This is a genomic window from Agromyces marinus, assembly GCF_021442325.1.
GTDB lineage: Bacteria > Actinomycetota > Actinomycetes > Actinomycetales > Microbacteriaceae > Agromyces > Agromyces marinus.
This window is the reverse complement of the sequence record NZ_CP087879.1, coordinates 655,122-678,798: the sequence shown is the minus strand read 5'-3', so window position 1 is coordinate 678,798 and position 23,677 is coordinate 655,122. Positions and strand designations below refer to the sequence as shown.

The 23,677-nt window shown below is 69.5% G+C and carries 28 protein-coding genes; 16 read left to right on the top strand and 12 right to left on the bottom strand.

Features of this window, described 5'->3' with window-relative positions:
- Window positions 1–159 precede the first annotated feature (159 nt).
- Window positions 160–2,859, bottom strand: coding sequence for an ATP-dependent Clp protease ATP-binding subunit (locus DSM26151_RS03245; protein ID WP_234660995.1), 2,700 nt, complete (start codon window positions 2,857–2,859; stop codon window positions 160–162).
- A gap of 178 nt (window positions 2,860–3,037) precedes the next feature.
- On the opposite strand from DSM26151_RS03245, the gene DSM26151_RS03240 reads away from it, so the two are divergent.
- The 3 genes from DSM26151_RS03240 to DSM26151_RS03230 all read left to right on the top strand — a co-directional run bounded on the left by DSM26151_RS03240 (window position 3,038) and on the right by DSM26151_RS03230 (window position 5,861).
- Window positions 3,038–3,589: a hypothetical protein gene (locus DSM26151_RS03240; RefSeq protein ID WP_234660994.1), complete on the top strand. Its 552-nt coding sequence runs from the start codon at window positions 3,038–3,040 to the stop codon at window positions 3,587–3,589.
- A 1-nt stretch (window position 3,590) separates the two neighbouring features.
- On the top strand, window positions 3,591–4,196 hold the full coding sequence (locus DSM26151_RS03235) for a hypothetical protein (RefSeq protein WP_234660993.1): 606 nt from the start codon (window positions 3,591–3,593) through the stop codon (window positions 4,194–4,196).
- A 681-nt stretch (window positions 4,197–4,877) separates the two neighbouring features.
- On the top strand, window positions 4,878–5,861 hold the full coding sequence (locus tag DSM26151_RS03230; protein ID WP_234660992.1) for a hypothetical protein: 984 nt from the start codon (window positions 4,878–4,880) through the stop codon (window positions 5,859–5,861).
- A 400-nt stretch (window positions 5,862–6,261) separates the two neighbouring features.
- Here the strand turns inward: DSM26151_RS03230 and DSM26151_RS03225 are convergent, their stop codons facing one another.
- From DSM26151_RS03225 to DSM26151_RS03210, 4 genes are all read right to left on the bottom strand, one after another.
- Window positions 6,262–6,834 carry an ATP-binding cassette domain-containing protein gene (locus tag DSM26151_RS03225; RefSeq protein ID WP_234660991.1) on the bottom strand — a complete coding sequence of 191 codons (573 nt, stop codon included), beginning with the start codon at window positions 6,832–6,834 and terminating at the stop codon, window positions 6,262–6,264.
- Window positions 6,835–6,975: 141 nt separating this feature from the next.
- Window positions 6,976–7,305 carry a hypothetical protein gene (locus DSM26151_RS03220; RefSeq protein ID WP_234660990.1) on the bottom strand — a complete coding sequence of 110 codons (330 nt, stop codon included), beginning with the start codon at window positions 7,303–7,305 and terminating at the stop codon, window positions 6,976–6,978.
- Window positions 7,306–7,310: 5 nt separating this feature from the next.
- Window positions 7,311–7,832, bottom strand: a complete 522-nt coding sequence (locus DSM26151_RS03215) for a hypothetical protein (protein ID WP_234660989.1) — start codon at window positions 7,830–7,832, stop codon at window positions 7,311–7,313.
- Window positions 7,833–8,063: 231 nt separating this feature from the next.
- Window positions 8,064–8,402: a DNA polymerase gene (locus DSM26151_RS03210; protein WP_234660988.1), complete on the bottom strand. Its 339-nt coding sequence runs from the start codon at window positions 8,400–8,402 to the stop codon at window positions 8,064–8,066.
- 610 nt (window positions 8,403–9,012) lie between these two features.
- On the opposite strand from DSM26151_RS03210, the gene DSM26151_RS03205 reads away from it, so the two are divergent.
- Both DSM26151_RS03205 and DSM26151_RS03200 read left to right on the top strand, forming a co-directional pair.
- Window positions 9,013–9,384, top strand: a complete 372-nt coding sequence (locus DSM26151_RS03205; protein ID WP_234660987.1) for a hypothetical protein — start codon at window positions 9,013–9,015, stop codon at window positions 9,382–9,384.
- Between the two features lie 300 nt (window positions 9,385–9,684).
- Entirely contained in the window at window positions 9,685–11,181 is a 1,497-nt protein-coding gene (locus DSM26151_RS03200) for an HNH endonuclease signature motif containing protein (protein WP_234660986.1), read from the top strand.
- On the opposite strand, the gene DSM26151_RS03195 is transcribed toward DSM26151_RS03200, so the two are convergent.
- A complete protein-coding gene (locus DSM26151_RS03195; protein ID WP_234660985.1) occupies window positions 11,169–12,116 on the bottom strand; it encodes a LysR family transcriptional regulator in 948 nt (315 codons plus the stop codon). The genes DSM26151_RS03200 and DSM26151_RS03195 overlap by 13 nt on opposite strands.
- A 72-nt stretch (window positions 12,117–12,188) precedes the next feature.
- Here DSM26151_RS03195 and DSM26151_RS03190 point away from each other — a divergent pair, with 72 nt between their 5' ends.
- Window positions 12,189–13,124 (top strand): EamA family transporter, encoded by a 936-nt coding sequence (locus tag DSM26151_RS03190; protein ID WP_234660984.1) that lies wholly within the window; start codon window positions 12,189–12,191, stop codon window positions 13,122–13,124.
- Between the two features lie 38 nt (window positions 13,125–13,162).
- Here the strand turns inward: DSM26151_RS03190 and DSM26151_RS03185 are convergent, their stop codons facing one another.
- A complete protein-coding gene (locus tag DSM26151_RS03185; protein WP_234660983.1) occupies window positions 13,163–13,738 on the bottom strand; it encodes a TetR/AcrR family transcriptional regulator in 576 nt (191 codons plus the stop codon).
- Between the two features lie 167 nt (window positions 13,739–13,905).
- Here DSM26151_RS03185 and DSM26151_RS03180 point away from each other — a divergent pair, with 167 nt between their 5' ends.
- From DSM26151_RS03180 to DSM26151_RS03170, 3 genes are all read left to right on the top strand, one after another.
- Window positions 13,906–14,490 (top strand): dihydrofolate reductase family protein, encoded by a 585-nt coding sequence (locus tag DSM26151_RS03180; protein ID WP_234660982.1) that lies wholly within the window; start codon window positions 13,906–13,908, stop codon window positions 14,488–14,490.
- 100 nt (window positions 14,491–14,590) lie between these two features.
- Window positions 14,591–15,205: a PadR family transcriptional regulator gene (locus tag DSM26151_RS03175; protein WP_234660981.1), complete on the top strand. Its 615-nt coding sequence runs from the start codon at window positions 14,591–14,593 to the stop codon at window positions 15,203–15,205.
- A gap of 37 nt (window positions 15,206–15,242) precedes the next feature.
- Entirely contained in the window at window positions 15,243–16,988 is a 1,746-nt protein-coding gene (locus DSM26151_RS03170) for an ABC1 kinase family protein (RefSeq protein ID WP_234660980.1), read from the top strand.
- Between the two features lie 46 nt (window positions 16,989–17,034).
- Here the strand turns inward: DSM26151_RS03170 and DSM26151_RS03165 are convergent, their stop codons facing one another.
- Window positions 17,035–17,307, bottom strand: a complete 273-nt coding sequence (locus tag DSM26151_RS03165) for a DUF1905 domain-containing protein (RefSeq protein ID WP_234660979.1) — start codon at window positions 17,305–17,307, stop codon at window positions 17,035–17,037.
- A gap of 13 nt (window positions 17,308–17,320) precedes the next feature.
- Window positions 17,321–17,689 carry a nuclear transport factor 2 family protein gene (locus DSM26151_RS03160; RefSeq protein WP_234660978.1) on the bottom strand — a complete coding sequence of 123 codons (369 nt, stop codon included), beginning with the start codon at window positions 17,687–17,689 and terminating at the stop codon, window positions 17,321–17,323.
- Between the two features lie 124 nt (window positions 17,690–17,813).
- Here DSM26151_RS03160 and DSM26151_RS03155 point away from each other — a divergent pair, with 124 nt between their 5' ends.
- Both DSM26151_RS03155 and DSM26151_RS03150 read left to right on the top strand, forming a co-directional pair.
- Window positions 17,814–18,254, top strand: coding sequence for a VOC family protein (locus DSM26151_RS03155; protein ID WP_234660977.1), 441 nt, complete (start codon window positions 17,814–17,816; stop codon window positions 18,252–18,254).
- A gap of 45 nt (window positions 18,255–18,299) precedes the next feature.
- The gene (locus tag DSM26151_RS03150) at window positions 18,300–18,650 is read left to right on the top strand and encodes a Fe-S protein (RefSeq protein WP_234660976.1); all 351 of its coding nucleotides are present in this window, start codon (window positions 18,300–18,302) and stop codon (window positions 18,648–18,650) included.
- A 13-nt stretch (window positions 18,651–18,663) separates the two neighbouring features.
- Here DSM26151_RS03150 and DSM26151_RS03145 read toward each other — a convergent pair whose 3' ends face one another.
- The 3 genes from DSM26151_RS03145 to DSM26151_RS03135 are packed head-to-tail and all read right to left on the bottom strand — an operon-like array spanning window position 18,664 to window position 20,465.
- On the bottom strand, window positions 18,664–19,098 hold the full coding sequence (locus DSM26151_RS03145; protein WP_234660975.1) for an SRPBCC family protein: 435 nt from the start codon (window positions 19,096–19,098) through the stop codon (window positions 18,664–18,666).
- A 35-nt stretch (window positions 19,099–19,133) separates the two neighbouring features.
- Window positions 19,134–19,793 carry a GyrI-like domain-containing protein gene (locus tag DSM26151_RS03140; RefSeq protein ID WP_234660974.1) on the bottom strand — a complete coding sequence of 220 codons (660 nt, stop codon included), beginning with the start codon at window positions 19,791–19,793 and terminating at the stop codon, window positions 19,134–19,136.
- A 9-nt stretch (window positions 19,794–19,802) separates the two neighbouring features.
- The gene (locus DSM26151_RS03135; protein ID WP_234660973.1) at window positions 19,803–20,465 is read right to left on the bottom strand and encodes a LysE family translocator; all 663 of its coding nucleotides are present in this window, start codon (window positions 20,463–20,465) and stop codon (window positions 19,803–19,805) included.
- A 104-nt stretch (window positions 20,466–20,569) separates the two neighbouring features.
- Here DSM26151_RS03135 and DSM26151_RS03130 point away from each other — a divergent pair, with 104 nt between their 5' ends.
- From DSM26151_RS03130 to DSM26151_RS03110, 5 genes are all read left to right on the top strand, one after another.
- A complete protein-coding gene (locus tag DSM26151_RS03130; protein ID WP_234660972.1) occupies window positions 20,570–21,022 on the top strand; it encodes an Lrp/AsnC family transcriptional regulator in 453 nt (150 codons plus the stop codon).
- Window positions 21,023–21,120: 98 nt separating this feature from the next.
- Window positions 21,121–21,450: a PadR family transcriptional regulator gene (locus DSM26151_RS03125; protein ID WP_234660971.1), complete on the top strand. Its 330-nt coding sequence runs from the start codon at window positions 21,121–21,123 to the stop codon at window positions 21,448–21,450.
- A gap of 1 nt (window position 21,451) precedes the next feature.
- Complete coding sequence (locus DSM26151_RS03120; RefSeq protein WP_234660970.1) at window positions 21,452–21,817, top strand: DUF1048 domain-containing protein; 366 nt, start codon at window positions 21,452–21,454, stop codon at window positions 21,815–21,817.
- A 50-nt stretch (window positions 21,818–21,867) separates the two neighbouring features.
- On the top strand, window positions 21,868–22,656 hold the full coding sequence (locus tag DSM26151_RS03115; protein ID WP_234660969.1) for an ABC transporter ATP-binding protein: 789 nt from the start codon (window positions 21,868–21,870) through the stop codon (window positions 22,654–22,656).
- Window positions 22,653–23,417 (top strand): ABC transporter permease, encoded by a 765-nt coding sequence (locus DSM26151_RS03110; protein WP_234660968.1) that lies wholly within the window; start codon window positions 22,653–22,655, stop codon window positions 23,415–23,417. The genes DSM26151_RS03115 and DSM26151_RS03110 overlap by 4 nt, the downstream gene beginning before the upstream one ends.
- Window positions 23,418–23,677 lie beyond the last annotated feature (260 nt).

The following is a 23,677-nucleotide window of genomic DNA, read 5'->3' as shown; positions in this document are numbered from 1 at the left end:
TAATAGCTGTACCTGATACTCGCGCACTATTCGGGAGCGAAACGCAGCCCATATGCGACGAGTCCCGGGACTGGTGCGTCAGGCAACCAGTTCCCGGGACTCGTGACGTGTGGCGGTCTCGATACGCGCCGCCTTCGGCGGTGCTACTCGACCACCGGACTAAGCAGCGAGGTTCACCGTCGCGTTGGGCACGGATGCCACGAGGAGCTCGCCGTCGGCGGCATCCACGCGCACGCCCTCGCCGTCGCCGAGGGCGCCGGTCACGAAGAGGTCGGCGATGCGGTCGTCGATCTCGCGCTGGATCAGGCGACGGAGCGGACGGGCACCGTACTCGGGCTCGTAGCCGCGCTCCGCGAGGAGCGCCACCGCGGCATCCGTCACCTCGAAGCCGATCTCGCGCGCGGCCAGCCGCGACGAAGTCGCACCCAGCATCAGGCGCACGATCTCAGCGATCTCCGCCGACGAGAGCTTCTGGAACAGCACGATCTCGTCGATGCGGTTCAGGAACTCCGGCCGCATGGCCTCGCGCACCTTGCCCATCACGCGCTGGCGCACGTCGTCCATCGACGAGAAGCCGTTGGCCGCAGCATCCGCCGACGCCACGAAGCCGAGCGCACCCGACCGCGACGCGAGGAACTCCGAACCGAGGTTCGAGGTCATGATGACCACCGTGTTGCGGAAGTCGACCGTGCGACCCTGGCCGTCGGTCAGGCGTCCGTCGTCGAGCACCTGCAGCAGCAGGTTGAACACGTCGGGGTGCGCCTTCTCGATCTCGTCGAACAGCACGATCGAGTACGGGTTGCGCCGCACGCGCTCGGTGAGCTGTCCGGCCTCGTCGTAGCCCACGTATCCGGGAGGGGCGCCGACGAGCCTGCTCACCGTGTGGCGCTCGCCGAACTCGCTCATGTCGAAGCGGATGATCGCGCCCTCGTCGTCGAACAGGCTCGCCGCGAGGGCGCGCGCCAGCTCGGTCTTGCCGACGCCGGTCGGTCCGAGGAACAGGAACGACCCGACCGGCCGCTTGGCGTCGCCCATGCCGGTGCGGTTGCGGCGCACCGAGCGGGCGACGGCGGTGACCGCGTCGTCCTGCCCGATGACCCGGGCGTGCAGCTCGCCCTCGAGGTTCGCGAGGCGCTCGCGCTCGCCCTCCGTGACGCGGTTCACCGGAATGCCGGTGGCCCGCGAGATCACGGCGGCGATCTGCGCCTCGTCGATGACCGTGTCGTTGGTCGAGTAGGGCGCCCCGGCGCCTCCCCCGTTGGTCGAGTAGGGCGCCCCGGCGCCCGTATCGAGACCCTCGTTCCCGGTCTCGATACGCTCCTTCGTCGCTACTCGACCACCGGAGGTGGCGTCATCCAACTTCTCCTGCACCTTCTCGATCTCGTCGCGGATGCGCGACGCCTCCTCGTAGTGCTCGGCGCGGACGGCCGCGTTCTTGTCGGCCTCCAGGTCGGCGAGGCGCTCGATGAGGGCCGAGACATCCACCTTCACGCCGAGCTTCAGGCGCAGGCGCGCGCCGGCCTGGTCGATGAGGTCGATGGCCTTGTCGGGCAGCACGCGGTCGGTGAGGTACCGCGCGGAGAGCTCGACGGCTGCGCGCAGCGCCTCGTCGGTATAGGTGACGCCGTGGTGCTCCTCGTACGCGGGGCGCAGGCCCTGCATGATGAGCACGGCGTCCTCGATCGAGGGCTCGCCGACCTTCACCGGCTGGAACCGGCGCTCGAGCGCGGGGTCCTTCTCGATGGTGCGGTACTCCTTGAGCGTGGTCGCGCCCACGACGTGCAGCTCGCCGCGGGCGAGGCGGGGCTTCAGGATGTTCCCCGCGTCCATGCCCTCACCGGCGCCGCCGGCGCCGACGACCGAGTGCACCTCGTCGACGAAGACGATCAGCTCGCCCTTGTGCTCGGCGATCTCCTCCATCGTCTTGGTGAGGCGCTCCTCGAAGTCGCCGCGGTAGCGGGTGCCTGCGAGCATGGCGGGCAGGTCGAGCGCGACGACGCGCTTGCCGAGCAGCGCCTCGGGCACGTTCTCCTCGACGATCGCGCGGGCCAGGCCCTCGACGATCGCGGTCTTGCCGACGCCGGCCTCGCCGATCAGCACGGGGTTGTTCTTCGTGCGGCGGCTGAGGATCTCGATGGTCTGCTCGATCTCGTCGGTGCGTCCGATCACGGGGTCGAGCTCGCCGTTCGCTGCGCGCTCGGTGAGGTCGAGGCCGAACTTGTCGAGCATGGGCGTGGCGGACTCCTCCGTGGGTCGAGTAGGCGCGCCAGCGCCGTATCGTGACCCCTCATCCGAGTCGACATCGGATGCCACGTGCTCGCCCAGGCCGGCCGCGAGCGCGTCCGCGGTGACGCCGGCGCGCGCGAGCACCTGCCCGGCGGGGGCGTCCTGCCCGAGCACGAGCGCGAAGAAGAGGTGCTCGGGGTCGATGTACGTCGACCCGCTCGAGCGCGCGACCTGGTACGCGTGGAACAGCGCGCGGCTGGCCGACGGGGTGATGGTCGCCGCGTTCGCCCGCTCGCTGGTCGAGTAGGACGCGTCAGCGCCCGTATCGAGACCCGCGGGCAGCCGCGCCTCGGTCGCCGTGATGATGCGCTCGGGCGACGCGCTCACGCGCGTGATCGCCTGCGCGACGGACTCGTCCTCGACGATGACGCGCAGGATGTGCAGGGCGTCGAGCTCGGTCTGCCCGCGCTCGAGCGCGAAGCGTCCGGCACGCTGCAGGATGCTCTGGGTGCGCGAGGTCAGGAACCGGCTGAGGTCGATCGACCGCGCCTGCCTGGCCTGCTCACCCGCGAGGTAGCGGGCGAGGAACTCGTCGAACGAGCTCGCGCCGGCCTCGTTGAAGTCGTCTGGCACCTGGGTCCTCCTGGGGGAACTTGAGTTGGGTACGCTCAACTTCAACGCGCGAGCGCTTCCACTATTCCTCAACAGCCGATCGGCGTGAATCCGCCACGAACAGATCGACTCCGTACCCCTCTTCGTCCTTGGCTGGCCCTATCGTTGATCTGTCTAGGACGACTCCGGAGGTGAGCACATGTCTGAACCGACCGAGTTCGAGGTCGACGACGCGATCGTCCTCCTGTTGGGCAGTGACCCTGGTCCGGCCGAACGGCGGGGCGAGATCCGTGGGATCACGCGGCTCGAAAAGTTGGTCTTCTTGCTTGAGCATGAAACCGAAGCCCAGCGATCCATGACTGAGTCCGCGGACTTCGAGGCATACAACTTCGGACCATTCTCCCAAAAGGTCTACCAAGCTGTCGACGTCCTGCGCTCGGGAGGATTGATCAAAGACACCGCCGAGTCGAGCGCCTCAAACGAGGATCAGTATGAAGTCTCCATGGCCGTCGGGAACGACGCGGCCCCCGTCCCGTACTCCACACGGGACTTCGCCCTCACGCCACTCGGTCGGGAGTACTACGACGCCCTCGTGCGCGACCTGCCCGCCGGCACCGTCCGCGCGGCGGAGTCGTTGCGCAAACGATTCGCCGGCTGGCCACTCCGGCGGTTGATTCGCTACGTTTACCAGCAGCACGACGAATACACGACAAAGTCCGTGATCCGCGACGACATTCTTGGAAGGCCGTAACTTGGGGCAGGGGGCGATTCTTGCGGTCGGAATACCTTGCGCGCTTGCAAGCTTTGCAATCATCTGGTTCGTCGTCGTCCATGCACCTGGCCTGGCCAACAAGCTTGGGGAGCGCGCCGCAGAGGTCTCAGCTCGACTGCAGCTCGCAGCCACCGACCAGCTGAAGAAGCTTCGAGGCGTGCTGAACGAAATTCTTCGCGACTACGACAACGGCACCGACCGCTACCTGACTCGCGTCGATCCGGGGGAGGCGATGGAGGCGACTCGGGTCTATCAGCAGTTGCTTTCGCTCGACGACGCTGCACACAGGGCGGCATCGCGCGTGGGGCGGCGGGTACGCCTGGCCTTCTGGTTCGCACTCGCTTTTGCCATCGCGATGGTCGCTGCATGCATCCTCGCGATGCTTAAGGACTTCTTCGGGCTTACTCCCGCACACATCTTCTTGTACATATCGGCCGGAGTTTTCCTAGCTGGCGCGATCCTCTTCCTCCTCGTCCTGGCACCGTACAGGGCCGTTCAGAAGGCCGAACTCCAAGCGACTCAAGCGGAAGAACGAACCCCATCGCTGTCTATAGCCGCTGAAGCCCTCGAATTGGATGGCGATTGATGGTCGTCATGCCATGGCTCTCGGAGCCCCGCATTCAGAATCACGAAGAAGCTCTTCTCCTTCCACCTCTTCTGGACCTTCTTCGCGCCACCGGCCGCGTGCGAGAGAGCACGCTCGTTGTCTCCGAGTTTCCGTGGAATGGACGACGGGTTGACCTTGCGACGCTGTCGGTCACTCGTACGACATCGGCCTATGAATTGAAGCTAGCATCGTTCCAACGTGCGCTTGAGCAGGCTATGTATAACCGGCTCTCCTTCGATCGCAGCTGGATCGTCACGAGAGGCCTACCCAAGCAGACGGGGCTACTTCAGGCAGCCGAGAACGGCATCGGAGTCATGACTTTGGACGGAGCAAGCATGCGAATCCTCGTGCTCGCCAGACCCCAGCAACGCAGTCGCACGGTCCGCGCGAGGCTCGTCGCCAAGTTGCAGGCAGAGAGGTCGAAGAGTGTTTGACGACTTCTCGCATTTTCTTGCGTACGGGTCCACAGACCAAGAAACACTTCGCGAGCTGACTAGTGAGTACGACGGCCTAATCGTACCTGGGACGATCGCGGCCTACCAGGCGGAGGGAACAAAGGGATTTGTACTCTCGCTCTCGGCGGCCGTCGATAGGCCATACGCCATTGACCCTCGCACTCCCCTATTTCAGTATCACAACGGCGCCCCCAAGCGTTCGCACGTGGCGCTGGCCGAGATTCTGCACATATCCGATGAGCTCAGGCAGCACGGAGTCGTTCGTCCCGAAGCGTGGACCGAGGATTTCGCCCGCACAGTTGCTGAGGCTTGGTTGCGCTTCAACACCGCGTACACGAGTCTGGCCCCGAAGCAATTCGAGAAGTACGCCCGACGACTTGGTCGGTCATTACCCCAGGCGGACGCGAAGCTTCCGCGGTGGGTTTTGGCACCGTATCTCATGGCAACACCGGGCGAGACGTGGATCGACGACGCCAATGACCTGCTGTGGAGATGCACTGTCGCTGCCGCCGGCGAGAACCGCCCGAAGCTCAGGCGCGTCTTCGCGGCTCAGGACCCAAGACATCTCGCTACATCGATCGGATCCTCCGATGAGGAAGAGGTGGTGATCTGGATCGACAACCTCGAAGAGGTCGATCCTGCTAACGCAACGCGCCTTGCGGAATATGCGTCGTCCGTCGCCACCATTTCTCGGCGCGGAAAGCGGGCTTTCGCTCTCTACGGTGGCTACTTTTCCGTGTTGTTGCGCGCCGTGGGCCTCCAAGGGGTGTCCCACGGTATCGGATTCTCTGAGCATCGCAACCACATAGAGCTGCGAACTTCTGGCGGCGCCCCCGCTCGATACTATGTCGAGCGGATTCATCGGTATCTGCCGGTCGATCTGGCATCTGAACTCTGGCGTCAGGACCCGAATCTTGTCGATGCGGCCTACGACAACTACATCTCGAAGGACCCAGGCGAGTACACGTATCACGACTTGATGAAGCATTCAGTTTTTGCCCGCGCTGACGAGATCCGTCGAGTTGAGGGCGCTAGCGTCCGCGAACTCCGAGCGCGCTTGGCCGATGAACACGCTTCTTATCTTCGCGACTTGAATCGCGTTCGTCTAACCCCGGGACTTCAACGACGGCTCGACGCCAGCCTCGTCCATCTCCCGGTGTGGGCCCACGCACTCGTTTCCGTGGAGTAGCCCACGTCACACGGCGGGACCTATTCCGTGACTAAGCCGCGGTCGGACTCAAATCCCCGTGTTATAGCATTGAATCAGGCTCTAGTTCATGTACGCGGGCCGCCGTCATGCATCGTTCTCGGCGCTTCACACGTCTACGCCACGGGTTGGATGACTGCGCACCGCCAGGCGCCAGGGCGCCGAACACCTCACCGAACCCAGGTCGCCGTAGGGCGTCCACCGCCAGTTCGAGCGCCGGGCAGTGCCTCCAGGACTCGTCTTACCCCGTCGGGGTACGGAAAGCAGGCTCTGTGTTGGAACTCGCTCTCGGTGCTGGCGGCCCGTGCGGTTCGCCGTGCGTACGTAATCCAGACGTGATCCAGAACTCCCGCGGCATCCGGAATCGGGCCTGATCGCGGCGTCAGAGCGCCCCGGTCGCCGCCACTTCCCGCACCCGCGGCCCGCCGTCGAACACGAGCAGCCGGTCGGCGAGCTTGTCGACGAAGAAGCGGTCGTGCGAGACCACGATCACCGCGCCAGGGAAGTGGGTGAGCGCCCGCTCCATCACCTGGGTCGAGGTGATGTCGAGGTGGTTGGTGGGCTCGTCGAGCACGATCACCGCCGCGCCGGAGAGCAGGCACTGGGCGATCGCGACGCGGGCGCGCTGGCCGCCGGAGAGGGTGCCGATCTTCTGCTGCAGGTCGGCCTCCGAGAATTGCAGCATCGACAGGAACCGGTTCACGCTCTTCTTCGTCGCCGTGAACGCCAGCGAATCCGGGTACGCGTTCACCGCGTGCCCGACGGTGTCGTCGAGATCCAGTTCGGCGTAGACCCGGTTGTACGAGACGAACCTGACGCCCCTCGCCCAACGGACGGTCCCGGCATCCGCTTCGGTCTCACCGATCAGCACGTCGAGTAGCGTCGACTTGCCCGACCCGTTCGAGCCGAGCACCGCGACCCGGTCGCCGCGCTGCAGGTCGAACGAGAGCCCCACGAACAACGGCGAGCCCTTGAAGCCCTTCGCCAGGCCGGGTCGATCGGGCGCGGCACCAGCCCCTTCTGACGTGCGCAGGCCGGCGCGCGAAAGCGTTCGTCAGCGGAATGCGTGGCGCGGACGACGTGCGCCTGATGGCAGTCATCTCTCGGCTGCAGCCGGCGTGCGGCGGAGCGAGCTCGCGCGCGTGACGCCAAGCCAAACGCGGGCCCAGTAGCCGAGGCCCGTCGCGAGAGGGTGACCCGTGAGGCGCAGGCCGCCGACCAGCGCCTGAGCAACGACGGCAGCGAACACGATCGCCATGGCGGGAATCGTTGCCCCGCCCGGCCCCCATCCGGCATACCCGACGCCGACCCCGAGCACGACGGCGATCGCGACCGACGGCAGACGTTGCGGGCGCGGGAGGTAGGCGTAGGCCTGGAGCGTTCCGACGCTGAGGCCGAACGTGACGGCCAGGACTAGGGCAAGCACGGGGTTCAGGCTATCTGGCCAGGCGAACGGACACGGCGGCCGGCGGCCGGGATCGCATCGATCACGGCCTGACGTTCGGCGCCCCGGGCGTATCCACGCGCAAGTTCGGGTGAAGGGTCGATCCAGGCGGCCTGCGCGAACGCCTCGATGATCGCTGCCTGATTCCGTACGGCCTTCCAATGGGCGAGCGTTCCGTAGTAGACGCCCGCGCGACGGCGGCTGGCGTCATCCGTCCACGTGAGCGCGAGCACGTTGAACATGCTTCCGCTGCCGTCGGCGTTCCAGTCGTTGATCCAGCTGCTCCACGCCTGACGAGAGCACCGCAGATCTCGGTGCACCGAGACGGTCGTCGTCCTGAACCAGCTGCGGATCCGCACGTCATGCGGACCGAACCACACGCCGAGCAGCGGGAGCCGCAACCACAACACGCACCCGACCGCGGTGAGCGCGAACACGAACGGCTTGGCGGCGTCATCCGCGGCGGCCTGAACGTAGGCAGGATTGGGCGCGAATTCGCCGACGAACACCGACGCGATCAGCAATGTGAGCCACGGGTACCCGATGAGCCAGCGCGCGGCGCCACCGGAGCCCCGCAACCTGACGCGCACGGGACCACTCTATGGCGAGTGCGGCGGGTCGCCGGGGTCAGCGCCGCGCTGCTCGCCGCCGTCTCCCACTGCCCTGGTCGAACTGTCGAGCATCCGCGAATCGGCTCGCAGCGCGGAGACCCGCAGCGCCTCTCGAAGCCCGGCAGCGTACTAATCGATGATCTCGCGGCGCTCGGTGCCCCAGTACCGGCGGGTCGAGCGCATGGGCATCAGCGAGATCCGCTGCCTGCCCGCGGTGCCCACTATGAGGTCGATGGCGGTCGCTTCGCCGAGCGGAAAGGCGATCGTCCCGATCTCGACCGAGCGGATCGACCCGCTCGGAAGGGAGAAGACGGGGCGCGAGCCCCACCGGGCGCGTAACTCGATCCCGTCGGCGTCGGCGGCGAGCAACGCTTGGCCTTGCCGCGGCACGTACGCCCTGCGTTGGCCGAGGCCGGTCATCGCCTCATCCACCTGCGCCGGCAACTGCTTCGTGAGGATGACCGGCATGATGAAGCACCCCGACGAACGATCCTCTGCGAATCGGATCCGGGCGTCGTACTGCCAATCGAACCACGCCGCGATCGCTGCCCCGACAACGAGGAGGAATCCGCCGACGAATACGACCGGCGGACCCAACGACTCGGAATCGAGGTCGTTGAACATCACGGCGAGCGACCACACCATGACGGCGATGCCGATGCCGGCTGCGGCGGCTCGAACCGCCCAAGTGGTACGACCGGATCGATGCCGCGCATGCGCGCAGATGTCGCTCGAAGGAGCAGCGGGGTCTTCGGGCACGCGATCACGGTATCCGACCACACGAGCGGGGGCGCGACAACCGCTACCGGACCTCCGGCAGTGGCCCACCGCCCAGCAAGTCTAGCGCGACCTCCGCCGCGCCGGGAGCAGGCATTGGGCGATCGCGTCCGCGTTCCACGATCCCTCATCCGCGGAGCCCGCCGACGCGGCATCCGCTCACGACCGGCCGCTCGAGCACGGCGCGCGCACGCTCATGCCGCTCGACGTGAAGGTGCACGATCCCGCCGCCGCATCCCCGCCGGCGCCGCCGCCAGGCGCAGAGTGTCAGCCGGTCGCCGCCAGTCGATACGCTCGGCCCATGGCCGCCGCGATCGCCCTGACCGTCATCCTCGCCCTGCTCGCGGTGTTCCAGCTCGCGCTGGCGCTCGGGTCGCCGCTCGGCCGGTTCGCGTGGGGCGGCGCGCACCGAGTGCTGCCGACCGGGCTTCGCATCGGCAGCCTGGTGTCGATCGTCGTCTACACGGTCATCGCGGTGCTCGCCCTCGACCGCGTCGACGTGATCGACGTGGTGCCCGACGCCGTCTCGGCGGTGGGCATGTGGATCGTGTTCGGCTACTTCGTGCTCGGCATCGTGATGAACGCCATCTCGCGCAGCAAGCCCGAGCGGTACACGATGACGCCGGTCGTCGCCGTGCTGGCGGTGCTCAGCCTGCTGGTCGCGCTGAGCTGAGGCAGCGGATGCCGCGGCTCGCCGCCTTCGGGTGGCGTGACGCTTCGCCGGGGCGAGAGAGCTGGAAGCGCCGGCGAGGGCCGGGGCGGTCGGTGCGGGGCGGCAGGCAGCATCCGTGCGCGACGACCCGATCGACGCGTCGTCGACCGCGTTCCTCCACGCTTCCCGAGGGGCTCGGCGCGTTCTGCTGACTCTTCCTCCACAGGGTGCGTTCGCCCCGATTCATCCACAGGGAGAATCGCTGGTCATCGATGATTTCCAGTGCGAGCGAATGTCGGTGGGTGGGTGCAGGATCGAAGCATGGAACGGCCCCCGCCACCCGCGCAGCAGGCGCAGCCGGCGCAGCACGCGCTCGCTGCGCTCGAGCGCGGCGTGGCCGCGCTGCGGGAGGCGTGGGCGAGTGCGATGCCGGCGTGGGGCGCGGCGAGCGGGTCGGCTCAGGTCGAGGTGGAACGGATGGGCGATGCCGGGCTGGTGCAGGTCGCCGATGCGCTCGCCCAAGCCCGGCGTGAGGTCGACGTCGTGCTCGCCAGGGTCGCTGCCGAGGTGGCGAAACGGTCCGGGCCCGAGTTCGGCGTCGACGGGCTCGCGAAGGCGCACGGGTTCCACAATCCGGTCCGCCTGATCGCGGCCGCCACGGGCGGCTCGCGGGCCGACGCGCACCGGCTGATCGCCGTCGGTACGGCGACGGCCGAGCGGCAGGCGTTCAGCGGTGAGCGGATGCCGGCGCGGCATCCGCTCGTCGCCACCGCCCTCGCCGCCGCGACCATCGGGATCGAGGCGGCGTCGGCGATCACGTCGATGCTCGACCGGGCGTCGGCTCGGGCTGAGGCGGGCCGGGTCCTCGCGGTCGAGTCGGCGCTCGTCGACCTGGCCGCGCGCGTACCGCTCGAGACGCTCATGCGAGGGGTGCGCGAGGCCGAGGCGCGGCTCGATCCCGACGGCGTCGAACCCCGCGAAGACGAGCTGCGCATGGAGCGCTCCGTGACGATGCGCGAAGACCACCACGGGATGGTGCACCTGCACGCCCGCCTCGATCCCGAGAGCGCTGCGCCGGTGAAGGCTGCGATCGAGGCGCTGGCCGGCGACGCACTGCGCCGGCGGCAGCCCGGCGCGGGTGACCTCGCGCCGGTCGTCGACGACCGGCGGTCCATCCCGCAGATCCAGGCCGACGCGCTCGCCGCACTCGCCCGCCACACACTCGGCTGCACCCAGACGGCCGCCCCGCTCGCGAAGACCACCGTCGTCGTGCGCGTCGACCTCGACGCCCTCGTCAACGAACTCGGGCACGCCCGCATCGACGGCCTCGAGCAGCCGATCTCCGCATCGACCGCCCGGCGGATGGCGGCCGACGCCGAACTCATCCCCGCCGTGCTGGGCGGCGACAGCCTCCCGCTCGACCTCGGACGGGCAGCGCGACTCTTCACCAAGGCGCAGCGCCTCGCCCTCGGCGAGCGCGACGGCGGCTGTGCGTCGTGCGGTCAGAACATCGGCTACGTCGAAGCCCACCACATCCGCTGGTGGGAACGAGACGCCGGCCCGACCGACCTCTCCAACGGTGTCATGCTCTGCACCTTCTGCCACCACATGATCCACCGCGACGGCTGGCAGATCCGGCCCGGCCCCACCGACGTGTGGTTCATCCCACCACCCCACATCGACCCGGCCCGAGTGCCACGACTCGGCGGGCGTGCGCGATTCCGAACTCCGCGACGCAACGGCGGCATGATGCCCTTCGTATTTGCCGACGAGCCCCATACGCGCGACCGGTGCACAGGCGCACCTCAGCCGGCGTGAAGCCCCGCCGCGCCCACCCGCACCGCATCGAGCACCGCCTGCAGCGCGGGCGAGTCCGCCTGGCTTCGGCGGTGCACTGCCACGACGCCGCGCACCGACGCCGGCTGCACGGTCGGGATCGCGACGAGATCGTCTGGCAGCGGGGACCGCCCGAGACGCGGCACCAACGCCACCCCGAGCCCGGCGCGGACGAGCTCGAGGTGGTTCTCGAACTCCATCGATTCGTGCACGATGCGCGGCGCGTTCGAGACGCCGTCGAACAGGCGCCGCAGCCACTGCCGGCAGATCGTCGAGTCGAACGTGGCGACCCACTCCTCCTCGGCGAGGTCCTGCGGCGTGAGCTCCGTGGCTCCGGCGAGCGCGAGCGGGTGCTCGCGGCGCAGGATCACGTCCGCGACATCCGTGAACAGGGCCGTCTCGACGAGGTGATCGGGCATCGCCAGCGCGACCTCGCCCCACCGGTGCACGATGCCGAGGTCGCGCTGACCCGACGCGACGAGCGCGATCGTCTCCCACGGCTCGCTCTCGCGCAGCGGCACCCGCAGCTCCGGGTGCTCCTCGCGCAGGCGCGGCAGCACGTCGACGAGGAGCCCCCGCACCGCGGTCGAGAACGCGCCGACGCGCACCTCGCCGGTGATGCGGCGCGCCGCCGCGCCATCCGCCCCCGTCGCGCTGCTCGCGAGATGCAGGTCGGCCTCGATGCGCTCCAGGTCGGCGAGCACCGTCGCCGACGACGTGACGAGCTGGCGAGCGGCATCCGTCAGCACCACCCCGCGACCCGCCCGCTCGAGCAGCGCGACCCGCGTGCCGCGCTCGAGGCGCTTGATCTGCTGCGACACCGCCGAGGGCGTGAACCCGAGCGCATCTGCCGCCGCCGCAACGCTGCCGTTCGTGGCCACCGCGCGCAGCGCGACCACGGCTTCGAGATCGATCATGCAGCGATGCTACCGATTCATGAGCAGAAATGGTCGCTGGTGTTTCCGGATGCCGCGGGCGAACCTTGACCCATGACGAGACGCGACATGCTGCTGGCCGCGCTGGTGGCGACGATGTGGGGCTTCAACTTCGTCGTGATCGACTGGGGCATGGATGGCATCCCACCGCTGTTCTTCGTCGCCATCCGCTTCGCGATCGTCGCCCTCGCCGTGGTCCTGGTGCCGCGCCCGCTCGCGAGCTGGAAGACCGTCGTCGGCGTCGGCCTCTTCATGAGCCTCGGCCAGTTCGCGCTGCTCTACACGTCGATCGCGCTCGGACTGCAACCCGGCATCGCCGCCCTGCTGCTGCAGGCGCAGGTCGTGCTCACGATCCTCGTCGCCGCGCTCGCGCTGCGCGAGCGGCCCACGCGCCTCCAGGTCGCGGGCGTGCTGCTCGGCACGGTCGGGCTCTGCGTCGTGGCCCTCGGCCGGGGCGGCGACGCTCCCGCACTCGCGGTCGTGCTGTGCCTGCTCGCCGCGCTGTCGTGGGCCGTCGGCAACGTGATCTCGCGGAAGGCCGGCCCGGTCGCACCGGCACGGCGATTCGGCGCGCTCTCGCTCACCGTGTGGTCGTCGCTCGTCGTGCCGCTGCCCGCGCTCGGCCTGTCGGCGCTCATCGAGGGGCCTGACGCGATCGCCGCCGGCATCGCCGCGTTCGGGTGGCGGCCGCTGCTGTCGACGCTCTACACCGCGGGGCTCTGCACGCTCGTCGGCTACGCGATCTTCAACGGGCTGCTCGCGCGGAACCGCTCGGCGTCGGTCGTGCCGTGGGTGCTGCTCGCGCCGGTCGTCGCGATGGCGTCGGCGGCGGTGCTGCTCGGGCAGGTGCCGAACGTGTGGGAGACGGTGGGCGGGGCGGTGCTCGTGGCGGGAGTGTTCGTCGCGAACGCTCCGGGGCGGCGGAAGGGGGCGGTGCCGGCGGCGGCGGCGAAGCCGGTCCTCGAGCCCGCCGGGCCGCGGTCGGGCTGATCGCGCCCATCCGAGGGGCGCGCGTCGCGCGATCCGGCTCATCTCTGCGGCACGATCGTCGCCACGACCTGGTCGACGATGTGCTGCACCCGCTCCTCGCCGAGCAGGTCGGGCATGGTCAGATGTTCGAGGAGCAGCCCGCTCACCGCCAGGTAGAGCACGAGCGCCGTCGACTCGTCGCCCGGGAATCCGCCGTCCACGTGGTCGGCGGTCGCGGCCGCGAGATTCCCCGCGAAGTGCCCGGTCACGGCCGGAGCGAGCCTGGGGTTGCGGGTCGCCTCGAGCCGCAGCTCGAACAACGCCAGGTGCGCCGAACGATCGGCCACCGCCCGCTCGACGAGCCAGCGCATGAGGTCGCGCTCCGCGTCTCGGGTGTGCGCCCGCGCCATCCGTCTCGCCGCCTCGACCGGATCAGGTGCGAGCCGTTCGAAGACATGCGCAGCGAGTTCGTCGACGAGCTGATCGCGCGACGCGAAGTAGTTGGAGGCCGTGCCGGCCGGCACCGAGGCCTCCCGGTCGACGGCACCGAACGTCAACCCGCGACTGCCGTGGTCGGCGATCACCTCGACCGCGGCGTCCAGCAGCTGCCGACGCCGCCCGGGATTCCGAACCATCCGCCTACCCCCTCGATTCCGCCCTCGAGCCCAACGACCGAGGCCCAGCGACCGAGGCCCGGCGGCCAGCGCCCGACCTCCGCTGCACAGCGATGAGTGCTTGCCATTCTAACCACTATGAGTAGAGTGGTTGATCCGAGGTCCGCGAACGCGACGACGGAGGAGCCATGCGAAAACTGATCTACTACATCGCACTCTCGATCGACGGGTACATCGCCGGCCCCGACGACGAGGTCGAGTTCTTCTCCGGGTCGGAGGAGTACCTGACCTGGATGGTCGACGACTACGGCGACGCGCTGCCCGCCGCGTACCGGGACGAGCTCGGCAGAGCGGATGTCGCGCCGAGCCGATTCGACACGGTCGTCATGGGGCGCCGCACCTACGACATCGCGTTGCGCGCCGGCGTGACCTCCCCCTACTCGCATCTTCGCCAGGTCGTCTTCTCACGCACTCTCGACGCCCCCGACCCTGCCGTGACGATCGCGGCCGGCGAGGCGTCCGCGACCGTGCGCTCACTCAAGGCCGAGGACTCCGGCCTCGACATCTACCTCGCGGGCGGCGGGCGGCTCGCCGGGCAGCTCCTCGACGAGATCGACGAACTCGTGATCAAGCGCTACCCCGTCGTGGCGGGCGCCGGGATCCCGGCATTCGGTCCCGTCTTCGCGCCGACCGCCTTCTCGCTCGACGGCGTGCGTTCCTTCGACGGCGGAAACCTCGTCGAGTGGTACTCGCGCACGCCCGACCGCGCCTGACGGCTGGATTCGCCGCCATTCACCGCCGCGAGGGCCCGAGAACGATATATCGTTGACATATCGTCGAGACCCGATCAGGGCCCGGCTCGAGGAGGTCATCATGAGCGATTCAGGTTCGTACACCGGCGGCGGCTTCGGCAGCGGCCCGGGCAACTGGGGGCCGGGCGGCCGTGGCGGCCAGGGCCTCTGGGAGGCCATGGAGCAACTGCGCGGCATGTTCGAGCAGAAGGTCGCACCGCGCATGGGCAAGGGCGACGTCCGCGCAGCGGTCCTCGCGCTCCTGGCCGAGAAGCCCATGCACGGCTACCAGGTCATCACCGAGATCGCCGAGCGCAGCGGCGGCGCATGGAAGCCGAGCGCGGGCTCGGTCTACCCGACCCTGCAGCTGCTCGCCGACGAGGGCCTCATCACCGCCCGAGAGGAGGGCGGGCGCAAGACGTACACGCTCACCGAGGCGGGCACGGCCGAGGCCGAGGCATCCGCCGGTCGCACCCCGCCCTGGCCCACCCCGCCCGGCAGCGGCGTCGGCGGCCCCGGCGCCGGCGGGCGCGGTCGAGACTTCGGCATGTCGGGCCCACTGCCCAAGGCGGGCATCGAACTCGCACAGGCGGCCGCGCAGGTCGGCCGAAGCGGCACCCCCGAGCAGGTGCAGGAAGCCGTCGAGGTGCTGGAAGACGCACGCCGCCGGCTGTACTCGATCCTCGCCCAGGGCTGACCGAGTGCCCTCGACACGTCGGCATCCGACCGGCAGGATGCCCGATGTGGGGAACACGCGCGCCCGCTACCGGCGGATCCTCCGATTCGCCGCGCGATACATCGTGCAGACCTGGTGGTACGAGATCGTGCTGCCCCGATTCGGGCTGTCCGGGATCGTCGCGCGCGGGCGCGAAGCGCGCCTGACCCGCATCGCCCAGCGCTTCCACGTGCTCGCGGTCGACCTCGGCGGGCTCATGATCAAGGTCGGCCAGTACCTCTCCTCCCGACTCGACGTGCTGCCGCCCGAGATCACGCGCGAACTCGCCGGGCTCCAGGACGAAGTGCCGCCCGTGCCCTTCGACGACATCCGCCGCCTCGCCGAAGCCGAGCTCGGCGTGCCGCTCGAGCGCGCCTACGCGTCGTTCGACCCGACCCCGCTGGCCGCGGCATCCCTCGGCCAGGCGCACCGCGCCCGCCTCTCCCCTATCGACGCCGCCGACATGGGCTACGACGACGCCGTCGTGAAGGTGCAGCGACCCGGCATCGAGGTGATCGTCGACGTCGACATCGCGGCGCTGCGCCGCGTGGCCGGCTGGCTCAGCCGCGTGGGGTTCGTCGCTCGCCGCGTCGACCTGCCCTCGCTCGTCGAGGAGTTCGCCACGACCAGCCTCGAGGAGATCGACTACCTGCACGAGGCCGGCAACGCCGAGCGATTCGCGGCGAGCTTCGCCGGCGACGCGCGCGTCGCCGCGCCCGAGGTGGTCTGGGAGCGCACCACCCGCCGCGTGCTCACGCTCGCCGACGTGACGGCGATCAAGATCAGCGACCGGGGTTCGCTCGTCGCGGCGGGCATCGACCCGAAGCAGGTCGCGCACCGGTTCGCGGCCGTCATGTTCGACCAGCTCTTCCGCGACGGGTACTTCCACGCCGACCCGCACCCGGGGAACATCTTCGTCACCCCGGTCGGCATGCGCACCGGGGTCGGTATGCGCACCGGCGAGACGGATGCCGCGGCATCCGCTGCCCCGCCCGACGCCCCGGACTGGCAGCTCACGTTCATCGACTTCGGGATGATGGGCCAGGTGCCCGACGGGTTGCGGCACGCCCTGCAGCAGCTCATGATCGCGGTCGCCTCACGCGACGGCGCCCGCGTGGTCGAGGCGTTCCGCAGCGTCGGGTTCCTGCTTCCGACCGCCGAGACCGCGGAGCTCGAGCGCGCGATGACCGAACTGTTCGCGCGGTTCGGCGGGATGGGCTTCGCCGAACTCGCGCAGGTCGACGAGCGCGAGCTGCGGAGGTTCGCGATCGAGTTCGGCGAGACCATGCGCACGCAGCCCTTCCAGCTGCCCGAGAACTTCCTGCTCATCATCCGCGCCATGTCGCTGACCTCGGGCATGTGCAGCTCGCTCGACCCCGAGTTCAACATCTGGGACGCCGTCGAGCCCTACGCCGCGAAGCTGCTTCGCGACGAGCGCGGCAACGTGGTGCAGTCGCTCGGCCGCGAGGCGCTGGCGGCGGCCGGCACGGCCTGGCGGCTGCCCGGCCGCCTGGACCGGATCGTCGACCGCATCGAGGAGGGCCGCCTCGTCGCGCAGTCGCCGCGGATCGAACAGCGGATGTCGCGCCTCGAGCGCACCGCCGGCCGGATCGTGTCGGCGGTGATCTTCGTGGGCCTGTTCCTGGGCGGGATCCTGCTGCGGGTCGACGAGCCGGTCTGGGGCGGCATCCTGCTCGGGGTCTCGGTCGTCCCGCTGCTGCACGCGGTGTTCGCGGGGGCGCTCGGGCGGCGCGGGCCGCACTGACGCGGCGGTGCCTTCACCCTGCTGGTGCCGGGGCCGGCGCTCCCGACTACCGTCGCGTGATCACCACGTCGACCGGGTCGCCGATGCCCTTGCCGAGGGCCTTCCGCACAGCGGCGTTCAGGGACACCATGTGCCCGCCCTGCCCGGTCACCATCGCGCCCACGTTCTCGAGGCGCACCCCGTCGACGCTCGCGTCGACCCGGACCGCCTTGCCGGTTCCGAAGAACTCGGCCGAGTCGGGGATCTCGACGCAGCTCCAGGTCTCGCCCTTCACGTCGACGCCGATGGTCGCGCGGAACGTCAGCCGACCGTCGCTCATGCTCACCCTCCCGTCAGTTCGGCAGCTCGATCATGTACGACACGATCTCGGTGATCCGGCCGTCGGAAGCGAAGTCGAAGACATCGCAGGATGCCACGATCGACACGCCTCCGTCGACATCCGTGTAGCGGGCGAGACTGTCGACGACCACGCTCTCCTCCCCCACGACCGAGCGGAACCGCTGGAACTCGGTCGTGACGTCGGCCAGTTCGGCGGCCGTGCGCTCGATGGCCGTCGCCACCGCCTCTCGGCCGACCAGGGGGCCGCCGCCGACGGACGTCCAGATGACGTCGTCGGCGAGATGCTGCAGCGCGAGGTCGAACCGGTGGCCCGAGAACGCTCGGGCGATCTGCTCGGTGGTCAGGTCGGTCGTGGTCTGCATGCGTTCGCTCCCCTGTGCGCGGCACCCCGCGCGATCGCGGTTGACGTGATCACCCTCGTCCGGTCGCGGCCGCGCGTCAAGACGCAACCGGCCGGGCTGCACCCGGCCGCCGTACGCTCGACGCATGACCATCCAACGCATGGACAACGTCGCCATCGTCGTCGACGACCTGGATGCCGCGATCGCGCTGTTCGCCGAACTCGGCATGGAACTCGAAGGTCGCGCCCACAACGAAGGCCTCTTCGCCGACCAGGCTGTCGGACTCGACGGGATCCGCAGCGAGATCGCCATGATGCGCACGCCCGACGGGCACGGCAGGCTCGAACTGTCGAAGTACCTCCACCCCGAGGCATCCGCACCGTCGCCGGCGGCACCGCCGCCGAACACCCTCGGCCTGCACCGCATCATGTTCGCGGTCGACGACCTCGACGACACGCTCGCGCGCCTGCGCCCGCACGGCGTCGAGCCGTTGCGCGAGGTCGGGAACTACCAGGACGCGTACCGGCTCTGCTACCTGCGCGGACCGGACGGGATCATCCTCGCGTTGGCCGAGCAGATCGGTTGACCCCGACCCTGCCGTGATCGGCGGCCACGCGATAGCGTGAACGGCATGGAAACCCTCCGCGACATCGTCCTGATCGTGCACCTCGTCGGCTTCGCCGTGCTCTTCGGCGCCTGGGTCGTCGAAGTGTTCAACGGCAAGCGCGGCATCACGCGCGTCATGCACTGGGGGCTCGCCATCGCCGCCGTCGCGGGGCTCGCCCTCGCCGCCCCCTGGGGCATCGAAGGCGACCTGAACTACGCCAAGATCGGCACGAAGCTCGTCATCCTCATCGTGATCGGCGCGCTCCTCGGGATCGGCGCCGGCCGCCAGCGCAAGACCGGTTCGGTGCCGCCCGCGGTGTTCTGGTCGATCGGCATCCTGACGCTCGCGAACGCCTCGATCGCCGTGATCTGGTAGCGCCCGGCGGGCGTCACTGCTCCTCGAGGTACGCCTTCAGCTGCTGCAGGTGGTCGCCGTCCTCCTTCTTCATGACGCCGGCGACCATCGGCAGCATCATCTTGCGGAATCCCTCCGCCTGCAGCTCGCACGTCCACGTGACCCGCGTGCCGTCGCCCTCGGGCGCGAGCTCGTAGCGGTACAGCACCGAGATGCCCTCGGCCTCGGTGCCGATCTCGACCCTCGTGTCGGGCTCGTAGGCGCCGACGACGAGTTCGGCACTCGCCTCCTTGCCGTTCACGACCCGCGTCTCGTGGAATCGCGTGCCCGTCGTGATCGGCCCGTCGGTGAGCTTCGTGCTCTCGGTGACGTTCTCGAGGAACTCCGTCGCCCTGCTCGGGTCGGAGAGCACCTCGAAGACCCGTCGCGGCGACGCCGCGATGACCTCGTCCATCTCGAAACCTGCCATGGGTGCCCCCTCGCGTCGAACCCGGTGCGGCGAGACTACAGCGCCGCGTCGGCGCCGGCCGCGCGACGGACCGGTTGGCGCAACACCGTCCGGAGCCGCTCCGGAGCCGTGCGGCGCGCGTCGCTCAGGTAGATCTCGTGGTGCGGGCCGGCGAAGGTCAGTCCGCGCCCGGGCATCCACTCGTCGTGCAGCCGCGCGAGCGTCGGCGCCTCCGCGTCGTACGGGCCGACGTGCAGGATCTGCGCGGACTGCCCCTCGTGCAGCCGTTCCAGCCGCAGCCGGTCGAGCGCCGGGTTCTCGCGCTTGGCGCGGGTCGCCTCGACGGCGGCTGCGACCGCGGCCTGGTCGATCCAGTCCGGCTGGTGGATGAGCAGCCGCCAACTCCACTCGTCCTTCCGGCGTGCGCTGAACGACGCCGGATCATCCGCCCACCACAGCCCTTCGAGCGGCGCGACGACGAAGTCGCGCCCCGACATCCGCTTGCTCGCGAACTTCACCGCGTACGCGGTGCCGAACAACGCCTCGACGGCGATTCCGTACTGCGGAGCGGTGTTCGGATCGCCGTGCCCGTCGACCGCGAGGTACTGCATGGGCGGCACGTCGACGAGCACGAAGTCGCCTGCGCCGGGCGCGTACAGCCCGCGGTGGGCCTTCTTGACGTCGTACTTCGCGTGCCCCGCGGGTTCCCCGTCCACGCGCACAGGCTACGCCTGCACGACGTGCGCCACCTGCTCGACGACGAGCACGACCGCGAGCACGATCATCGACGCACCCGACACGCGCGACACCACGCGCATCGCCGACGGTCGCATCCGGAGCACCGTCCGCGCGCCGTAGCCGACGACCGAGTACACGAGCGCGCACGCCGCGACGAAGATGAGGCCGAGCACGGCCAGTTGCACGGGGATCGGCCACGACCCCGCGGCATCCGTGAACTGCGGCAGCAGCACCACGAGCACGAGCAGGCCCTTCGGGTTGAGCCCCGAGACCCCGGCGCCCTGCGCGAGGCGCAGCCAGGGGCGAGCGGATGCCACGGCTCGAGCGCCACCGGCATCCGCTTCGGTTCCCGCGCCCTGCGCGACCACCACCGGCGGGTCACGCAGGACCCGGACCCCGAGGTAGGCGAGGTAGACGGCCGCCGCGAACGTGAGGGCGACGATGAAGCCGGGCAGCGCGGCGACGGCCGCGCCGACGCCGATCGCGACGGCCGACACCGTTGCGAGGTACCCGACGAGGATGCCCGCGAGCGACGGCAGGATGCTGCGCTCGCGCATGCCCGCCGCGAGGATGTACGCCCAGTCCGGTCCTGGCAGCAGCACCATCAGGACCATCATGACCGAGCACGCGAGCAGCAGTTGGGCGTCCACGACGTCCTCCCTTCGGAACCGACCTCGGAACGATATGCCGGGGCCGATGGAGGCCGCTTCCCGATTCCGCCACGCAACGCCGTGCGAGTGGAAGAATCCACCTCATGGATGCCACGGACCGGAGAATCCTTGCCGAGCTGCAGCAGGACGGGCGGTTGAGCCTCACCGACCTCGCCGATCGCGTGCGGCTCAGCATGTCGCCGACGCACCGGCGCCTGCGCGCGCTCGAGGCATCCGGCGCCATCACGGGGTACCGGGCGGTCATCGATCCGGAGCGCGTCGGGCTCGGCTTCGGGGCGCTCGTGTTCGTCACCATGGAGCAGGCGAACCGCGCGACCGTCCCGACGTTCGACGCGGCGGTCGCCGAGATCCCGGAGGTCATCCAGGCGCTGCGGCTCTTCGGCGACCCCGACTACCTGCTGCGCGTCGCCGTGCCCGACCTCGCCGCGTACCAGCGGCTGTGGGATGAGCGGCTCTCGGCGTTGCCCGGCGTGCGCCGGGTCGAGTCGACGCTCGTGATGAAGACGATCGTCGACGACCGGCCGCTGCCGATCTGACGCGCCGTCGCGCCCGCACTATTCGGTCTTGCTAGGTACCGGTACTTCGTGTCACTATGTACCAGTACTCAGCAACACCGAATAGCGAAGGGGGCCTCGTGGGCAAGCAGATGACCGAGATGCTCAAGGGCACGCTCGAGGGCATCGTGCTGGCGCTGCTGGCGAGCGCGCCGGCGTACGGCTACGAGATCACCGCGCGTCTGCGCGAGCAGGGGTTCGCCGACATCGCCGAGGGTACCGTCTACGCCCTGCTCGTGCGGATCGAGCAGCGCGGGCTCGTCGATGTCGTCAAGGTCCCCTCCGAGAAGGGGCCGCCGCGCAAGGTCTACACGCTCAACGACCGGGGTCGCAGCGACCTCGACGAGTTCTGGCGGACGTGGGGCTTCCTCGCGGACCGCATCGAACAACTCCACCGGAAGGAAGACTGACATGGCCGCCAAGTGGATCGAGACGATCACCGGATCGCTCGACGACAAGAAGCAGTACAAGCAGTACAAGGCACGGCTCGAGGCGCTGCCCGGCGCCCACCGCACCGCAGCCCAGGCCCTCGACCGCTACGTGCTCTACGCGGGCGGCATCACGAAGAGCGACGTGATGCTCACGATGCTCGACGATCTCGCCACGCTCTTCGAGCAGGCGGCGGCCGACGGCACGCCCGTCCGCGCGATCGTCGGCGAGGACCCCGTCGCGTTCGCCGAGGAGTTCCTCGCGAACTACGTCGACGGGCAGTGGATCACCAAGGAGAAGCAGCGGCTGACCGACGCGATCGAACGCGCCGAAGCCGACGAGAGCTGACGCCCCCGGGCCACGTGCCCGCCCGGCGCGAACGGAAGGGAACCACCACCATGAACACCGCGACATCCCGCGCGCCCGCGATCCGGGTGCAGGGCATCGAGAAGGCCTTCGGAGAGGTCGAGGTCCTGCGGGGCGCCGACTTCGAGGTCGAGCGCGGCACCGTCTTCGCCCTCCTCGGGTCGAACGGGGCGGGCAAGACCACGCTGGTCAGGATCATGAGCACACTGCTGGCAGCGGATGCCGGCATCGCGACGGTGAACGGCCACGACGTGGTCGCGGCGCCCGCCGAGGTGCGCGAGTCGATCAGCCTGACCGGCCAGTTCGCCGCGGTCGACGACGTGCTCACCGGGAGGGAGAACCTCGTCCTGGTCGCACGGCTTCGCCACCTGGAGCACCCCAGGCGGATCGCCGACGACCTGCTCGCCCGGTTCTCGCTCACCGAGGCCGGCGGCCGGAGGGCCGCGACCTACTCGGGCGGCATGCGGCGGCGACTCGACATCGCCATGAGCCTCATCGGCGACCCGGCCGTGATCTTCCTCGACGAGCCCACCACCGGGCTCGACCCGCAGGCCCGCATCGACGTCTGGAAGTCCGTGCGGGCCCTGGCCGACTCGGGCACCACGGTGCTGCTGACGACGCAGTACCTCGACGAGGCCGAGCAGTTGGCCGATCGCATCGCGATCCTGCACGGCGGGCGGATCATCCGGAACGGCACGCTCGACGAGCTCAGGCGAGAGCTGCCGGCCGCGAAGGTCGAGTACGTCGAGAAGCAGCCGTCGCTCGAGGAGGTCTTCCTCGCGCTCGTCGGCGAACCGACCGAAGAGGAGCAGGCATCATGACCACTCACGCCCTCGCCGACACCGGCGTCCTCACCGGCAGGTCGTTGACGCACGTCCTCCGCAGCCCAGACACGATCGTCACGACGGCGGTCACGCCGATCGCGCTCATGCTGCTGTTCGTCTACGTCTTCGGCGGCGCGATCGACACCGGCGGAGCCGGGTCGTACATCGACTACATGCTCCCGGGCATCCTGCTCATCACGGTCGCCTCGGGCGTCGCGTACACCGCGTACCGGCTGTTCCTCGACCTGCAGGGCGGCATCTTCGAGCGTTTCCAGTCCATGCCGATCGCGAGGTCGAGCGTGCTCTGGGCGCACGTGCTGACCTCGCTCGTCGCGAACCTCGTCGCGCTCGCGATCGTGGTCGGCGTCGCCCTGATCATGGGGTTCCGCACGGGAGCGTCGGCGGGTTCATGGCTGGCGGTGGCGGGCATCCTGGTGCTGTTCACGCTCGCGCTCACGTGGCTCGCGGTCGTCGCCGGCCTCTCGGCGAAGACGGTCGACGGCGCGAGCGCGTTCAGCTACCCGCTCATCTTCCTGCCGTTCATCAGCTCGGCGTTCGTGCCGACGGACTCGATGCCCGCGCCGGTCGCCTGGTTCGCCGAGAACCAGCCGGTCACCTCGATCGTCGACACCATCCGCGCCCTGTTCGCGGGCGAGCCCGTCGGCACCGACATCTGGGTGGCGCTCGCGTGGCTGGTCGGCATCCTGCTGGTCGCCTACGTCGTCGCGCTCGCGAAGTACCGCCGCCGGCTCGGCTGAGTCGTGCGGGCGAGCCGCCCGCCCGCCGCCTTCACCCGCCTTCGCCCGCCTTCACCCGCCTTCGCCCGCCCGAGTGGGTGCCATCTGCACCGCCCGCACCCCGCGGGCGGTGCATTCGGCACCCACTCGCGAAGGTTCGGGTGGGCTCGCCTGCCGGGGCGGGTTTCGGGCAGGCGCATGAGAGCGGATGCCGGGCGCGGCGCGCGCTGGCAGACTGGCGCCGTGTCCGACTCCGAGCAGCACCATGACGAACGCACACC

Excerpts from the sequence above, each read along its gene's own strand:
- DSM26151_RS03240 (WP_234660994.1), top strand. The coding sequence starts at position 3,038 with ATGTCTGAACCGACCGAGTTCGAGGTCGACGACGCGATCGTCCTCCTG.
- DSM26151_RS03210 (WP_234660988.1), bottom strand. The coding sequence starts at position 8,402 with ATGCCGGTCATCCTCACGAAGCAGTTGCCGGCGCAGGTGGATGAGGCG.
- DSM26151_RS03205 (WP_234660987.1), top strand. The coding sequence starts at position 9,013 with ATGGCCGCCGCGATCGCCCTGACCGTCATCCTCGCCCTGCTCGCGGTG.
- DSM26151_RS03200 (WP_234660986.1), top strand. The coding sequence starts at position 9,685 with ATGGAACGGCCCCCGCCACCCGCGCAGCAGGCGCAGCCGGCGCAGCAC.
- DSM26151_RS03195 (WP_234660985.1), bottom strand. The coding sequence starts at position 12,116 with ATGATCGATCTCGAAGCCGTGGTCGCGCTGCGCGCGGTGGCCACGAAC.
- DSM26151_RS03190 (WP_234660984.1), top strand. The coding sequence starts at position 12,189 with ATGACGAGACGCGACATGCTGCTGGCCGCGCTGGTGGCGACGATGTGG.
- DSM26151_RS03185 (WP_234660983.1), bottom strand. The coding sequence starts at position 13,738 with ATGGTTCGGAATCCCGGGCGGCGTCGGCAGCTGCTGGACGCCGCGGTC.
- DSM26151_RS03180 (WP_234660982.1), top strand. The coding sequence starts at position 13,906 with ATGCGAAAACTGATCTACTACATCGCACTCTCGATCGACGGGTACATC.
- DSM26151_RS03175 (WP_234660981.1), top strand. The coding sequence starts at position 14,591 with ATGAGCGATTCAGGTTCGTACACCGGCGGCGGCTTCGGCAGCGGCCCG.
- DSM26151_RS03170 (WP_234660980.1), top strand. The coding sequence starts at position 15,243 with ATGCCCGATGTGGGGAACACGCGCGCCCGCTACCGGCGGATCCTCCGA.
- DSM26151_RS03165 (WP_234660979.1), bottom strand. The coding sequence starts at position 17,307 with ATGAGCGACGGTCGGCTGACGTTCCGCGCGACCATCGGCGTCGACGTG.
- DSM26151_RS03160 (WP_234660978.1), bottom strand. The coding sequence starts at position 17,689 with ATGCAGACCACGACCGACCTGACCACCGAGCAGATCGCCCGAGCGTTC.
- DSM26151_RS03155 (WP_234660977.1), top strand. The coding sequence starts at position 17,814 with ATGACCATCCAACGCATGGACAACGTCGCCATCGTCGTCGACGACCTG.
- DSM26151_RS03150 (WP_234660976.1), top strand. The coding sequence starts at position 18,300 with ATGGAAACCCTCCGCGACATCGTCCTGATCGTGCACCTCGTCGGCTTC.
- DSM26151_RS03145 (WP_234660975.1), bottom strand. The coding sequence starts at position 19,098 with ATGGCAGGTTTCGAGATGGACGAGGTCATCGCGGCGTCGCCGCGACGG.
- DSM26151_RS03130 (WP_234660972.1), top strand. The coding sequence starts at position 20,570 with ATGGATGCCACGGACCGGAGAATCCTTGCCGAGCTGCAGCAGGACGGG.
- DSM26151_RS03120 (WP_234660970.1), top strand. The coding sequence starts at position 21,452 with ATGGCCGCCAAGTGGATCGAGACGATCACCGGATCGCTCGACGACAAG.
- DSM26151_RS03115 (WP_234660969.1), top strand. The coding sequence starts at position 21,868 with ATGAACACCGCGACATCCCGCGCGCCCGCGATCCGGGTGCAGGGCATC.
- DSM26151_RS03110 (WP_234660968.1), top strand. The coding sequence starts at position 22,653 with ATGACCACTCACGCCCTCGCCGACACCGGCGTCCTCACCGGCAGGTCG.